Source organism: Methylobacterium sp. J-090 (assembly GCF_022829345.1).
Lineage (GTDB): Bacteria > Pseudomonadota > Alphaproteobacteria > Rhizobiales > Beijerinckiaceae > Methylobacterium.
In genome coordinates, this window is sequence record NZ_JAKSXV010000106.1 from 266,295 (window position 1) to 280,006 (window position 13,712).

Annotated in this window: 12 protein-coding genes; 4 read left to right on the forward strand and 8 right to left on the reverse strand. The window is 67.8% G+C overall.

The annotated features are described in order from the left end of the window. The first annotated feature begins 49 nt into the window (after window positions 1-49). The gene (locus MKK49_RS22640; RefSeq protein ID WP_244032184.1) at window positions 50-499 is read left to right on the forward strand and encodes a hypothetical protein; all 450 of its coding nucleotides are present in this window, start codon (window positions 50-52) and stop codon (window positions 497-499) included. 172 nt (window positions 500-671) lie between these two features. On the opposite strand, the gene fabI is transcribed toward MKK49_RS22640, so the two are convergent. From fabI to fabA, 3 genes are all read right to left on the reverse strand, one after another. After that, window positions 672-1,502, reverse strand: a complete 831-nt coding sequence (gene fabI, locus MKK49_RS22645) for an enoyl-ACP reductase FabI (protein ID WP_244032186.1) — start codon at window positions 1,500-1,502, stop codon at window positions 672-674. A gap of 303 nt (window positions 1,503-1,805) precedes the next feature. Further along, window positions 1,806-3,032, reverse strand: coding sequence for a beta-ketoacyl-ACP synthase I (gene fabB, locus MKK49_RS22650; protein ID WP_244032188.1), 1,227 nt, complete (start codon window positions 3,030-3,032; stop codon window positions 1,806-1,808). Window positions 3,033-3,122: 90 nt separating this feature from the next. Then, window positions 3,123-3,689 (reverse strand): 3-hydroxyacyl-[acyl-carrier-protein] dehydratase FabA, encoded by a 567-nt coding sequence (fabA, locus tag MKK49_RS22655; protein WP_244032190.1) that lies wholly within the window; start codon window positions 3,687-3,689, stop codon window positions 3,123-3,125. A gap of 321 nt (window positions 3,690-4,010) precedes the next feature. Here fabA and irr point away from each other — a divergent pair, with 321 nt between their 5' ends. Next, window positions 4,011-4,532 (forward strand): Fur family transcriptional regulator Irr, encoded by a 522-nt coding sequence (gene irr, locus MKK49_RS22660; RefSeq protein ID WP_409565120.1) that lies wholly within the window; start codon window positions 4,011-4,013, stop codon window positions 4,530-4,532. 194 nt (window positions 4,533-4,726) lie between these two features. Here the strand turns inward: irr and MKK49_RS22665 are convergent, their stop codons facing one another. The 5 genes from MKK49_RS22665 to MKK49_RS22685 form a co-directional block, all read right to left on the reverse strand. Beyond that, the gene (locus tag MKK49_RS22665; protein ID WP_244032191.1) at window positions 4,727-6,718 is read right to left on the reverse strand and encodes a methyl-accepting chemotaxis protein; all 1,992 of its coding nucleotides are present in this window, start codon (window positions 6,716-6,718) and stop codon (window positions 4,727-4,729) included. Window positions 6,719-6,735: 17 nt separating this feature from the next. Next, a complete protein-coding gene (locus MKK49_RS22670; RefSeq protein WP_244032192.1) occupies window positions 6,736-7,719 on the reverse strand; it encodes a DctP family TRAP transporter solute-binding subunit in 984 nt (327 codons plus the stop codon). A gap of 301 nt (window positions 7,720-8,020) precedes the next feature. Next, a complete protein-coding gene (gene ctrA, locus MKK49_RS22675; RefSeq protein ID WP_244032193.1) occupies window positions 8,021-8,722 on the reverse strand; it encodes a response regulator transcription factor CtrA in 702 nt (233 codons plus the stop codon). 354 nt (window positions 8,723-9,076) lie between these two features. Then, window positions 9,077-9,871: a PAS domain-containing protein gene (locus MKK49_RS22680; RefSeq protein ID WP_244032194.1), complete on the reverse strand. Its 795-nt coding sequence runs from the start codon at window positions 9,869-9,871 to the stop codon at window positions 9,077-9,079. Window positions 9,872-10,291: 420 nt separating this feature from the next. After that, window positions 10,292-11,722, reverse strand: a complete 1,431-nt coding sequence (locus MKK49_RS22685) for a TAXI family TRAP transporter solute-binding subunit (RefSeq protein ID WP_244032195.1) — start codon at window positions 11,720-11,722, stop codon at window positions 10,292-10,294. Between the two features lie 181 nt (window positions 11,723-11,903). Between MKK49_RS22685 and MKK49_RS22690 the strand changes: the two genes are divergently transcribed. Together MKK49_RS22690 and MKK49_RS22695 are read left to right on the forward strand one after the other, a co-directional pair. Then, the gene (locus tag MKK49_RS22690; RefSeq protein ID WP_313899199.1) at window positions 11,904-12,410 is read left to right on the forward strand and encodes a RecX family transcriptional regulator; all 507 of its coding nucleotides are present in this window, start codon (window positions 11,904-11,906) and stop codon (window positions 12,408-12,410) included. A gap of 85 nt (window positions 12,411-12,495) precedes the next feature. After that, window positions 12,496-13,710 carry a putative DNA modification/repair radical SAM protein gene (locus MKK49_RS22695; protein WP_244032197.1) on the forward strand — a complete coding sequence of 405 codons (1,215 nt, stop codon included), beginning with the start codon at window positions 12,496-12,498 and terminating at the stop codon, window positions 13,708-13,710. Window positions 13,711-13,712: the final 2 nt, after the last annotated feature.

Genomic DNA, 13,712 nt, shown 5'->3' on the forward strand with positions numbered 1-13,712 from the left:
TACCAGATCACCTGAGGGGGTGATTTGCTCGAGAGATGGCCCAAGCACCATGATCATCACCCGCACCGCACCGTTCCTGCTCCTTCTGTCCCTGGCCTCGCCCGTCGCGGCACAGCCGGCACCGGGTCTCGACAGGCCGTTGCTGGTCCACGGCAACTATTGTGGGCCCGGCAACAATGCACCGCTGCCGCCCATCGATGCCCTCGACGCGGCCTGCGCCCGGCACGATGCCTGCACGCCGCCGGGTGGCCTACCGTCTCAAGCCTGCAACAGGCGCCTGGAGCGCGAGGCCGCCGCCATCGCCCGTGATCCGCGCCAGTCCGATGAGCTTCGCGCCACGGCGGGCTTTATCTCCGCCGGCGTCGCCCTGATCCCGTCGGACGAGATGATCCGGCCCGCGTCGCATCGGCTCGGGACATCCCTGCCGGGGTCCGGTTTGCCCACGTCCGGCTTGTCCGCATCCCAAGTCTGGGACGCCCCTGCCGACGCCGAGGATTGACCCGCGTCGCCACGTCCTCCCCCGCGAAGGGGAGGGCGCTTCACATGGCGAAAGCCGTGGTTCTCTAATGCTTGGCGTGCTTTCCGACGACGTGGATGACGGTTCGTCTCAGAAGAGCACGAGACCACGAGGACTGGAGACATGATCCGATCCAACCGGACCGAACACAACTCTAGACGGCGTCGATAACGCCCGCCTCGTCCTGGGCCTGGAGTACGTCGGGTCGCGGCATCGAGATGATGTTGTAGCCGGAATCGACGAAATGGACCTCGCCGGTGACGCCGCCGGAGAGGTCGGAGAGCAGGTAGACGGCCGAGCCGCCGACCTCTTCCTGGGTCACCGTACGCCGCAGGGGCGCGTGAGCCTTCTGGTGGTTGAACATCAGCCGGGCATCGGCGATGCCGGCACCCGCCAAGGTCCGCATCGGGCCGGCCGAGAGGGCATTGACCCGGATACCGTCCGGGCCGAGGTCACCCGCGAGATAGCGCACGGAGGCTTCCAGGGCGGCCTTGGCCACACCCATGACATTGTAGTTCGGCATGACCCGGGTCGAGCCGCCATAGGTCAGGGTAAGGAGCGAACCGCCGCGCGGCATGCGCTTGGCCGCGCGCTGGGCGAGTTCGGTGAAGGAGAAGCACGAGATCGCCAGGGTCCGCGAAAAGTTCTCGCGGGTGGTGACGTCGACGTAGCGACCCTTGAGCTGGTTCTTGTCCGAGAAGCCGATGGCGTGGACGAGAAAATCGATCCCGTCGGGGAAGCGCTCGTCGAGAGCCGCGAACACCGCGTCGACGCTTGCGATGTCCTCGACATCGCAGGGAATGACGATGTCGGAGCTGAGCGATGCGGCCAAGGGTACGACGCGACGCCCCAGTGCCTCGCCCTGATAAGTGAAGGCGAGTTCGGCACCATGCCTGTGCAGGGCGGACGCGATCCCCCAGGCGATAGAGTGACTGTTGGCGACCCCCATGATGAGGCCGCGCTTACCCGTCATCAAACCCGTCATGCGTTTCCCCGTGGACGCGGCCTTTTTCGACCAGCGCTGTCATCCGTAGGGAACGAGACTTAGCGTGCCGGTCGCGGGCATGTCCAATTCGGGGACGAGACCGGGACTAGAAGTAGCCGTTGGTGTCGGCCCGCGCCCAATCGATGAGGGCCTGCTTGGCATAGACCGCCGCCAGACCGGTGACGGCCAATCCACCGACGGTGCCCAGGGTGAACCACAACATGCGCTTTATCCTTGCGTGTTGCAGAGAAAACGCAGCCGGAGTCCCGGGGTTCCCGCGGAGCCCCGAGGTACTCCGGAGGGTCAGGCGTCGACGTTCTTCAGGACCAGGGTGGCGTTGGTTCCGCCGAAGCCGAAAGAGTTCGAGAGGACATGGCCGAGCTTGGCCCCATCCCGGCGCTCGCGCAGGATCGGCATGTCGGTGAACGCCGGGTCGATCTCGTCGATATGTGCGCTCTCGCAGATGAAATCGTTGTTCATCATCAGGAGGGAGTAGATCGCCTCCTGCACGCCGGTGGCGCCGAGCGAATGGCCGGTGAGGGACTTGGTGCCGGAGATGGGCGGACAGGCATCGCCGCGCCCGAACACCTCGCGGATGGCCTCGATCTCCTTCTCGTCGCCCACCGGCGTCGAGGTGGCGTGCGGATTGATGTAGTCGATGGGGGCGCCCTTCAGGCCGCCGATGGCCTGGCGCATGCAGCGGACCGCCCCCTCGCCCGACGGAGCGACCATGTCGTGGCCGTCCGAAGTGGCGCCGTAGCCGGCGATCTCTCCGTAGATCGTGGCGCCGCGCGCCCGGGCGTTCTCGTACTCCTCCAGCACCAGCACGCCGGCGCCGCCGGCGATGACGAAGCCGTCGCGATTGGCGTCGTAGGCCCGCGACGCCCGCGCCGGAGTGTCGTTGTACTTCGACGACATGGCGCCCATGGCGTCGAACAGCACCGATAGCGTCCAGTCGAGGTCCTCGCAGCCGCCGGCGAAGATGATGTCCTGGCGCCCGCCCTGGATGATCTCGGCGGCGTTGCCGATGCAGTGGTTCGAGGTCGCGCAGGCCGAGGCGATGGAATAGTTCACGCCCTTGATCTTGAACCAGGTCGCGAGCGTCGCCGATGCGGTGGACGACATCGCCTTGGGCACCGCGAACGGGCCGACGCGCTTCGGCCCCTTCTCCGTAGCGATGGCGGCCGATTCGACGATGACCTTCGTCGACGGGCCGCCCGAGCCCATGATGATGCCGGTGCGGTCGTTGGAGATGTCGCTGGCCTCGAGGCCCGACTGGCGGATCGCCTGATCCATGGCGACGTGGTTCCAGGCGGTGCCGCCGCCGTGAAAGCGCATGGCGCGCCGGTCGACGATGCCCTCGGGATCGAGGCTCGGACGACCCTCGACCTGGCTGCGGAAGCCGTGCTCGGCATACGAAGCCGACGGCCCGATGCCGGACTTGGCCTCGCGCAGGGAGGCCAGGACCTCGTCGGTGTTGTTGCCGATGGACGAGACGATGCCCATCCCGGTGATCACGACACGCCGCATGGACCGCTTCTTCTCCGCCGCCGGTGCTTCGGACGGCACCCTGCCAATGTCAGTTAGGACGAGGCCGCCCCGATCTCAACCGGGGCGCTGTCAGGCGGCGGCCGAGCCCTGCGCCTGGAACAGGGCGACGCGCAGGTCCTTGGCCTCGTAGATCCGGGTGCCGTCGGCCTCGAGCCAGCCGTCGGCGATGCCGAGCACGAGCTTGCCGAGGCGCACCCGCTTGATGTCGATGCCGTAGACCACCTTGTTGACGGTGGGCAGCACCTGGTCGGTGAACTTCACCTCGCCGACGCCGAGCGCCCGGCCGCGCCCGGGGGCGCCGAGCCAGCCGAGGTGGAAGCCCACGAGCTGCCACAGGGCGTCGAGGCCGAGGCAGCCGGGCATCACCGGGTCGTTCTTGAAGTGGCAGCCGAAGAACCAGAGGTCCGGCCGGATGTCGAACTCCGCCAGCACGTGGCCCTTGCCGTTGGCGCCGCCTTCGGTGCCGATGGAGACGATGCGATCGAACATCAGCATCGGCGGCAGGGGCAGCTGGGCGTTGCCGGCTCCGAACAGCTCGCCGCGCCCGCAGGCCAGCAAGTCCTCGTAGGAGTACTGCGTCGCCCGGGCGGGGGCCGGGGTGCCGGTGGGTGCGGTGGGATCGGGAGCGGAAGACATGATGAGGGGATCGGTCCTCGAGGAGGGGGCTGTTGACGAATGCGTGTCCGCCGCGCGGGAAGAGCCGTTTCACGACGGCGGAACGGGCCGGAAAACGGCGCTTCGTTAGCACAGGGCCGGTGCGGCTCAAAGCTGTGCCCGGTCGCGCCTCGAAACGGCTCGGTCACGGCGGTCTGTCACGGCGGTTTCGGATTTCGGACGGGGGAGGGTGGGACATGCATCCATAGCCAGGCCCCCCGGAGCCTGGCGCCCTGCGCTTGGCTTGCGGCAACGGGGCAGGTTCCGTATAAACGGAGATGTGAAGACCGAAGTTTGGGTGAAATGTCAGCCACCGCGATTCCGAACATGCAGCCGCTGCAGGCCATGCTGAACGCACGGACCTCCACTCCGTCGGGCGATGTTGCCGGCCGGCGTGGCTGTCCGCTCTCCGACCTGCGCGATCGCCTGCGCCGGGCTGGCCTGCGGCCCACCCGTCAGCGTTTGTCCCTGGGCTGGCTCCTGTTCGGTCGCGGCGACCGCCACCTCACGGCGGAAATGCTCTACGACGAGGCCATGCGCGCCAAGGTGCCGGTGTCGCTCGCCACCGTCTACAACACCCTTCACCAGTTCACGGAAGCCGGCCTGCTGCGCCAACTCGCCCTCGACGGGTCGAAGGCCTATTTCGACACCAATCCGAGCGAGCACCACCACTTCTTCCTCGAGGAGGAGGGCCAGGTCCTCGACATGCCGGATTGCGGCATCACCGTCGATTCGCTGCCCGATGCCCCCGAGGGCATGGAGATCGCCGGCGTCGAGGTGATCGTGCGCCTGCGTCGCCGGGGTGCCAGCGGCCGCAAGGCCTGATCGTCCCTTCGCTCTTTGTAGTTTCGCACACAAAAAGGGCCCGGGTGACCGGGCCTTTTTCGTGTCTGCGGGACAGGGCGGCGTTCGAGGATTGCGGCGGGTACGACGTCCACGACGCCGGCCCTGCGGCCGAGATCTCACGCGGGCCGGCGTTCCGATTCCGAAGCGGTCCGTCCGAGCGCCGAACGTCGAACCTACGCGGCCTTCACGTCGATGAGGAAGGCGCTGACTTCACGGGTCAGGCTCTCGGAGTGCCGCGAGAGCTCCTGCGCGGCGCTCAGCACCTGGGACGCCGCCGCACCCGTCGAGTCGGCGCCGTGGTGCACGTCCGCGATACTGCCGGTGACCTGCGCCGTGCCACCAGCGGCCTCCTGCACGTTGCGGGCGATCTCCTGGGTCGCCGCGCCTTGCTGCTCCATCGCCGCCGCGATGGCGGTGGACACCTGAGCCATCTCCGAGATGGTCCGGCCGATGCCCTGGATCGCCCCTACGGACTCGTGGGTCGCCCGCTGGATGGCGCTGATCTGCGTGGCGATCTCGTTGGTCGCCTGCGTGGTCTGCCCGGCCAGGTCCTTGACCTCGGAGGCGACCACCGCGAAGCCGCGCCCGGCCTCGCCAGCGCGGGCCGCCTCGATGGTGGCGTTGAGGGCGAGCAGGTTGGTCTGGCCGGCGATCTTGGTGATCATCGCCACGATGGTGTCGATCCGCTCGGCGCCGGTGGCGAGCTGCTGGACGAGGCCGTCGGTGCGGCGCGCCTCGTCCGCGGCCCCGTGCGCGATCCGGGCCGATTGACCGGCCTGCTGCGTGATCTCCTGGATCGAGGCCGACATCTGTTCGCTGGCCGCGGCCACGGTCTGGACATTGGCCGAGGTTTGCTGCGCGGCCCGCATGGCGGTCACCGATTGCCGGCTCGTCTGGTCGGCGGTTCCGGTCATGGACCGGGCCGTGGCTTCCATCTGCGTCGCCGCGCCCGCGAGGCCCTGGCTCAGCATCGAGACATTTGCCTCGAAGGTCCGCGTCAGTCGATCGAGCCGCTCGGCGCGCCGCATCTTGGCATCGGCCTCGACGACCGCCTGCGCATCGGCCAGATCCTTGGCGACGAGGGCATCCTTGAACACCTGGACGGCGCGCGCCATGGCGCCGAGTTCGTCCCCGCGGTCGGCACCCGGGATCGACACGGCGACGTCTCCCGTCGCCAGCCGGCCCATCACGCCGGTCATGGCGGTGACGGGCCGCGCCACACCGGAGCCGACCCGCCAGGCGAGCACGCCGCCGCCGACCAGGGCGAGGGCGCCGATGGCGAGCACGAGGCCGCGCAATTGGCCGGCACTCGCGCTCATCACGGACATGATTTCGGCCTGCTGCCGGGCGGCGGCGGCGCGCGCCGCGTCGGCTTGAGTCGCCAGGGCGTCGCCGGTCCGCCGGAGCTGCTGATAGGTCGCGTCGATCTCGCCGGCGCCGTTCAGCACGCCATCGAAGGCGGTCTTGAACAGCGGCAGCTTCGTGGCGACGACCCTCAGGGACGTCTGGAGCGCGCCCTCGGCGTCGGCTTGACCGAGTGTCGCGATCTCGCGCCCGTAGCGGGCGAACTCGACCGTCGCCGTGCCGGCATCGGCCGGGTTGCCGCTGGCCCGGAAAGTGGCGACGGCGGCAAGGCTGTTCTGCAGGGCTCGGTCGGCGCGGAAGGCCGCGAAGCCGAGATCGGCGTCCCTGGCGCTGCGATCCGCCATGGCGTAGCCGGCATTCGCGAGGGCGGCCCCGACCTTGGTCAAGTCGGTGAGGGCCGCCTTGCGTTTCTGGATGGCGGCGACGAGGGCGTTCGCGGTGGTCACGTAATCCGCCGTATCGCCCTTGATGCGGTCCGCCTGGTCCGCGCCGGACTTGGCGACCTGCTCCCCCTCGGCCGCGAGGGTGGCGAGGGCCGCCTTGAGGTCGGCCAGCATCTCGCCCCGCTCCGTACGGAGATAGTTCAGGGTCAGGCGACGAGTCTCGTTCAGGTGCCGGTCGAAGGCACTGGCCTGCCCGGCGATACGAACGCGCGCCTGCGCGTCGGCGATGTCGGTGTTGAGGCCGTTCACGCTGGTGAAGGTGACCAGGGTGGAAGCCGTCAGCAGGAGCAGGACGACGCCGAATCCGGCGAAGATGCGCTGCGCGACGGAGAGGCAGTCGAAGCGAAGAACGGACATGACGGGGTCTCGCACGCCTACGGGACGGACTTGATCTGCTGGATGATCTCGGGACCGAAAGCTTTGCTGAACGCGGCATTCGTATCCTGCAGGCTCGCCTCGAAGGCGGGGCGATCGACGGTGGCGACGACCTGCATGCCCGCCTTGCGCAAGACGTCCACGCCCTCCTTCTCGGCGCGTCCTGCCATCTCGCGGGAGACCTGGCCGCCGGCTTTGGCCGCCTCGACGAAGGCTTTCTGGGCGCCCGGGCTCAGGGCGTCCCAGGACGCCTTCGAGACGATCAGGGCGGCCCAGGAATAGACGTGGCCGCTGAGGGTCAGGTGCGTTTGGACCTTCTCGAAGTGGGACGCGGTGATCACCGCGATGGGGTTCTCCTGGCCATCGAACTGGCCCGACTGGAGGGCGCCGTAGAGGGCCGGAAACGCCAGCGGCTCGGCCTTGACGCCGAAGGCGCGGAACCCCTTCAGCATCACGTCGGATTGCGGCACGCGCATCGACAGGCCCTTCAGGTCCCCCGGACCGGCCACCGGCCGTTTCGAATTGGTGATGTGGCGCATCCCGTTCTCGCCCCAGGCCAGGGCGACATAGCCCTTCTGCTGGAACTTCTTCAGGTAATCCTGACCGATCGGCCCATCGAACACCGCATGCGCGTGCCGGGCATCCCGAAACAGGAACGGGATGTCGAAGACGCCGAATTCCGGAATGAGGCTGGCAAAGGGGGCGCTCGTGATGAAGGCCATGTCGAGGTGCCCGAGCCGCAGCTCCTCCGCCATCTCGACTTCGCCGCCCACGGTGCCGTTCGGATAGAGTTCGACCCGGTAGGTGCCGCCCGTCCGCTTCGCGACATCCCGGGCGAAGGTCTCGGCCCCCGCGCCGAGCTGGGATGTCTGCGAGAACAGATAACCGAGGCGCAGGACGCGCTCGCCGGCATCCGCCTTCGACGTGATCAGAAGTGAGCACAGAGCAGCGCAGGCTGCGGCAAGAGGAAGGTTCTTTCGCACCGAAGCACCCCGACCCGACAATGCCGTTCTCGATAGGGTCGTTCGATTAACGGGCCGTTTCCGGACGGTGTGTCGACCGGGTCTACGTCGGTCCGCCAGCCGAATACATCCGGATCGAGGGGGATGTGCTTCATGCCGAGCACGTGTCGGGGCTCGAGGCGCCTCACGAAGCGCCCGCTCACGGCCGGTTCCGGCTCCGAGCACGGCGGCGCAACGGACGTTCTGTGGGAACCGCGCGGGCACAGATCGGCCGGATGCCCGGCCCCGTTCCCGGGCGATGCCCGCGCGACCCGCGCAGGCTTCAGCTGGCGATGGCGCGCATCTCGGCAACGCCGTCGCGCAGGACGTAGCCGCGGCCCCAGACGGTCTCGATGTAGTTCTTGCCGGACGAGGCGTTGGCGAGCTTCTTGCGCAGCTTGCAGATGAACACGTCGATGATCTTCAGCTCGGGCTCGTCCATGCCGCCGTAGAGGTGGTTGAGGAACATCTCCTTCGTCAGCGTCGTGCCTTTGCGCAGGGCGAGGAGTTCCAGCATCTGGTACTCCTTGCCGGTCAGGTTCACGCGGTTGCCGCCAATCGCGACGGTTTTCTCGTCGAGGTTCACGATGAGGTCGCCGGTGGTGATCACCGACTGGGCGTGCCCCTGCGAACGGCGGACGATGGCGTGGATGCGGGCGACGAGTTCGTCCTTGTGGAAGGGCTTCGTCAGGTAGTCGTCGGCCCCGAAGCCGAGGCCCTTCACCTTGTCCTCGATGCCGGCCATGCCCGACAGGATCAGGATCGGGGTCTTGACCTTCGACACCCGCAAGGCGCGCAGCACCTCGTAGCCCGACATGTCGGGCAGGTTCAGGTCGAGGAGGATGATGTCGTAATCGTAGAGCTTGCCGAGATCGATCCCCTCCTCACCGAGATCGGTGGTGTAGGTGTTGAAGCGTTCGGACTTCAGCATCAGTTCGATGCTTTGCGCGACGGACGCATCGTCCTCGATCAGTAGGACACGCATAGGCCGGCTCCTTGAGACATTTACCCGTTCCTATACAAACATTGCCAACAAAACCTTAAGACGGGTGCGCATGAATCCGCGGGCGAATTTGCCTGACGGTACGACGCTTTTCGCGGGGATGGGCGATCCTGCGGATCTTGCCCGAAGGCATCGGCCAGCCCAGGCGGCGCCCGAGGATCGATCGATTCCCGCCAGCGCGAAAGCGCCACCCCCGGACATCGTATGTGGCCTGTCGCGCGGGGGTGAGGCCTATCCCTGTTGTGGTGGGGCCCATCCCATGGCTGGAATCGATGGGGTCCGGCGGACAACCGCCGCCGCGCGGTCGCGATGAGTCAGTGTCATCGAGATCCGGTCTCAGACGGTTTCCGTCTGATTGACTCTGCGGGGATCCTCGCTGAGCGGCGTGTTGGTTTGGGTCCAGGCGATGCCCGAACTCTTCGCGTCGGTCCGGCCGGTGCGGTCCCCGCCCTGAGACGGATGGCATCGTGCCATCGCCACTCTCCGCAACGACAAGGGCCGCCTCCGCGCAGTGCCCCTCGCCCGGGGCGGGACCACTCCCTTTCCCGTCCCAGGCGACGGTGCCTCGTCGCACCGGCTGCGGTTCAATTCAGGGTCCGCTCCGCGTCGACCCTTCCGGGCGAGGGCGCGCCCGACCTCGTACAGGGCTTGGCGTAGTCCGGGCAGGGCGGCTTTCGCGCCATCGTCCTCGATCATCGCGTTGGCGATGAGAAGATGGTCGGCGATCGATTCCAGATGGTCGCTCGTGGTCGTCGCCGGGTGGGTGGGGGGCGGCACGAAGCGGCCGATCTGGCCATAGGTCTGCAGCGCGTTGGCTGGGTCCGGCGCTAGTTCGGTCATGGAGCCGAGATAGCCGAGGAAGGTGCGGTCCGGCGGCCCGAACGAGGGGACTCCGCCGGCGCCGATCCAGCGTCGACTGCCGTCCGTCGAGCACAGGCGGAACCGGACGCTGAATTCGGATGTCCTTTCAGCTGCCCGCGACAACACATCCCTCACGACGGGGCGATCCTGGTCATGGACACACGCCAGCCAGCCCTGGTCGAGGGCGGCCGCGACGGTCTGCCCCGTGAGATTGGTCCATTCCTGACTGATATGACTCAAGGCCCCAATCGGATCGATTGCGAAGATCACGTACGACTCCTGCCTCAATCCAGCGTCATCGTGGATGTATCGCGTATGTGACTGCTGGTCATACGTTCAAGCGATCCTGTGTTTCGATAAGATTCGCAACCCACCACACCGCTCCTGCGGTGCGACTTTATAGCCGGGAAACGATGAGCGATGATCCTGATGCTCAGATCCGCACGCGCGTGCGCCAGATCGCCGAGACGCTCGACCTGCCAACGGAATATTTTTAGATCGATCCGATGATGCCGGGCAGCGTCGCCGAGGCGAACGAATGCCTGCGGCTCTGGTCCCGCCTCAGGACGCCCGAGGGGCGCTGCCGGGCCCTGGAAACGCTCCGTGCATTGGTCGAGGACGGGGAGACGTAGCGCCGACTATCGCCGCCTTTCCGGGCGGACCTGCTTGGATCCCGGCCGTGCGCCGCCGCTACTCCGCCGCTGGTGTATTGAGGGCCAGGAGGCGAGCCGTTCGGGTTCGGGCCGCGTTGCGCGTGGCGTCCGGTTCGCGTCCCTCCAGGGTCCTGCGCGCATCGTTGACGGCGGCGTGGACCGCGTCGATAGCGAGGATCAGGGCGCTGATGGTGCGGGTGTCGATGTTGCGGGCCCGGGCGTGCTGGACCACGTCGGCGACCAGGCTGTCGGTCTCGCGCACGAGACCGTCGAGGTCGTCCTGGGTGCGCGCGCCGCGTACTTCGCGCAGGAGGTCGAGGAGGCGGTCGAGCACCACGTCGATGCGCTCGCGCCGCTCGCGGGCGAGGCGCTGACCGAGCCAGGCGATACCCGAGCCGATGGTGCCGCCGAAGAAGGCGAGGAGGTAGATGTAATCCTCGTAGCGCTCGAACAAGGTCTGCTGTTCGCGCTCGAAATAATCCACCGCGCCGGGATGGTTGGGCAGGCGCGCGCTGGTGGCGGCGACGCTCGAATCGAAATCCGGGGCCTTCATCAACTTGGCGATGGGAGCCTGCGGGGCGAGCTTCGAGCGCCATTCGAACAAGTGCTGGGTCACGGAGGCCACTGTGAAGCGGCTGATGCTGCCCCGGGCCATGAGCCGGTAGGAGGCACCAACCGTCTTCACGTCCTCTTCGGGCCGCTTCGGACGCCCTCCGAAGGTGCCGGCCGGGATCGTCACCGATTGCAGTTCGGGCATCCGCTGGATGATGGCCTCGCCGTCGGGCACCGAGACGAAGTTGACCTGCTTGTCGGTGGAAGCCGCCTCCACGGCCCGCACGGTGGAGATGGCGGCCTTCGAGGCGGGGGCCGCGATGACCGCCACGGCATCGACGCGGCCTTCCGCCACGGCGCTCGTCACCTCGGCGGGCTTGAGCGGCACCAGGGCGACGCGGGCCGGACCCATCACCTTGTCGGGGCCGGCCTCCCCGAGGGGCTCGGCCGTGAAGTCGTAGAACCCCAGCAGGTTCGTCACGAACGGCACGTCGGCCTGATGCCGTTCGACGATGCCGAGGCGCTTGCGCGACAGGTCCGGAAAGCTCTCGATGGCGGCCGATGCGGGGGCCACGATGAGCAAGGCCTCGTCGTGCAGGATCGCCAGGGTCAGGCCGTTCTCGGGCAGGAGCACGTCCGGACGCACCACCGCGAGGTCGGCCTCGCTGCGCTGCAGGGCTTCGGCGGAGTCGCGCACGTCATCGTAGGGGACGACCTTGAGGCGGACATCCTCGTGGCCACGGGCGAGCGCACGGGCGTAGGTCTGGAGCAGGGTCGCCTCGGCACCGTCGCGCGGGCCGACGGCCACGGTCAGCGTCGTCGGGCGCGACAGGTACACCACCGCCCCGGCCAGGGCCGCGAGGCCGAGGGCCAGCGCGACGAGAAGCCATTCGCGCCTCAGGAGGAATGCCGGCATAGCATGCTCGAACCCTCTTCCAACATCGTTGTCCGGGTCGGATCGTCACCCGAAATCTGAACCGGAAACCTGTCCGAAGCGTGAAGAACCGATGAACGCCTCAAACGTTGCAAAGCCGGCAAATCCCGGGCCAAAACCCCCCAAGCCGACTCCGCCGGTCAGTGCAGCCTATCTGGAGCGGGTGGCCCTGCACTACCTCGAGCGTTACAGCGCATCCGTGGCGATGCTGCGGCGGACCCTCCAGCGTCGCGTGGAGAAGCGCTGCCGCCTGCGCGGCGAGGACCCGTCCACGCACGCCGAGACCATCGAGGCCGTGGTGGCCCGGGCGGTGAGCGCCGGTCTCGTCGACGATGCGCGTTTCACCGCCGGCCGGATGGCGGCCCTGCGCCGGCGCGGCACGTCGGCCCGGGCCCTCTCGGCCAAGCTTGCCGCCAAGGGCGTGTCGCGCGACCTCGTCGCCGACGCCATGGCGGCGGAGCGCGACGAGGCGGAAGCGGAGGGGACCGACACCGAGGAGACGGCGGCGGCCGCCTATGCCAAGCGCCGGCGTCTCGGGCCATGGCGTCGGCCCGGCACCCGCGAGGCCCACCGCGACCGCGACCTCGCCGCCATGGCCCGGGCTGGCTTCGCCTACGGGCTTGCTCGCCGTATCGTCGAGTCGGACGCGGAATCGCGACCGGACGAATGAGCCTGCGACGATCCGGCAGCGAACACGGCTGCAATTTTCTCCGGAAAAAATTGAACGAACCACGAACGGGGCGCATCTCTTCGTTATGGACGAAGCCCTCGCGAAGAAGCTGCGCATCCTCGCCGATGCCGCCAAGTACGACGCCTCGTGTTCCTCGTCGGGCGCGCCGAAGCGCGTGGCGGGCAAGGGCGAACTCGGCTCGACCACGGGGGCGGGCATCTGCCACGCCTACACCCCGGACGGGCGCTGCATCTCGCTCCTGAAGATCCTGCTGACGAATTACTGCCTGTTCGACTGCGCCTATTGCGTCAATCGCCGCTCGTCCAACGTCGCCCGGGCGAAGTTCACCGTCGAGGAGGTCGTCACCCTCACGGTGGAGTTCTACAAGCGCAACTACATCGAGGGCTTGTTCCTCTCGTCCGGCATCATCAAGTCGCCCGACCACACCATGGAGTTGCTAACGCGGGTGGCGAAATCGCTCCGGCGCGATCACGGGTTTCGCGGCTATATCCACCTGAAGTCGATCCCGGAGGCGAGCCCGTGGCTGATCGAGGAGGCGGGCCTCTACGCCGACCGTCTCTCGATCAACGTCGAGTTGCCGACCGAGATGAGCCTGGAGCGGTTGGCGCCCGAGAAGAACGGCACGATCATCCAGAACGCGATCCAGCAGATCGGCGAGCGGATCACGCAAGCGAAGGCCGAAAAGCGTCGGTTCTCGCCGGCCGGGCAATCGACGCAGGTCATCGTCGGCGCCGATGCCACGACCGACGAGGCGCTGATGCGCAAGAGCGCGCATCTCTACGGTTCGTTCAACCTGAAGCGGGTCTACTACTCGGCCTTCAGCCCGATCCCCGACGGCTCGACCATCCTGCCCCTGAAGTCGCCCCCGCTCCAGCGCGAGCATCGGCTCTACCAGGGCGACTGGCTGCTGCGGTATTATGGTTTCACGCCGGACGACGTGGCCGACGCCACGGAGGACGGCATGTTCGCCCTCGACGTCGATCCGAAGCTCGCCTGGGCCCTCAAGCACCGTTCCCACTTTCCCCTCGACGTGAACCGGGCCGACCGGGAATGGTTGCTGCGGGTGCCGGGCCTCGGGGCGCGCGCCGTGGACAAGATCGTGCGGGCCCGGCGCCACACCCGCCTGCGCTTGGAGGATGTGGCCCGCCTCACCTCCGGCCTCAAGCGCGCCCGGCCGTTCCTCATCGCGGAGGATTACCATCCCAGCGGCGGCCTCACCGACCGCCTCGATCTGCGCGCCCGGCTCGCCGACCCGCCGAAGCAATTGAGCCTGTTCTGAGC

What these genes read in the sequence shown, in the direction of transcription:
- MKK49_RS22640 (WP_244032184.1), top strand. Translation starts at nt 50, where the DNA reads ATGATCATCACCCGCACCGCACCGTTCCTGCTCCTTCTGTCCCTGGCC.
- fabI (WP_244032186.1), bottom strand. Translation starts at nt 1,502, where the DNA reads ATGACGGGTTTGATGACGGGTAAGCGCGGCCTCATCATGGGGGTCGCC.
- fabB (WP_244032188.1), bottom strand. Translation starts at nt 3,032, where the DNA reads ATGCGGCGTGTCGTGATCACCGGGATGGGCATCGTCTCGTCCATCGGC.
- fabA (WP_244032190.1), bottom strand. Translation starts at nt 3,689, where the DNA reads ATGTCTTCCGCTCCCGATCCCACCGCACCCACCGGCACCCCGGCCCCC.
- irr (WP_409565120.1), top strand. Translation starts at nt 4,011, where the DNA reads ATGTCAGCCACCGCGATTCCGAACATGCAGCCGCTGCAGGCCATGCTG.
- MKK49_RS22665 (WP_244032191.1), bottom strand. Translation starts at nt 6,718, where the DNA reads ATGTCCGTTCTTCGCTTCGACTGCCTCTCCGTCGCGCAGCGCATCTTC.
- ctrA (WP_244032193.1), bottom strand. Translation starts at nt 8,722, where the DNA reads ATGCGTGTCCTACTGATCGAGGACGATGCGTCCGTCGCGCAAAGCATC.
- MKK49_RS22685 (WP_244032195.1), bottom strand. Translation starts at nt 11,722, where the DNA reads ATGCCGGCATTCCTCCTGAGGCGCGAATGGCTTCTCGTCGCGCTGGCC.
- MKK49_RS22695 (WP_244032197.1), top strand. Translation starts at nt 12,496, where the DNA reads ATGGACGAAGCCCTCGCGAAGAAGCTGCGCATCCTCGCCGATGCCGCC.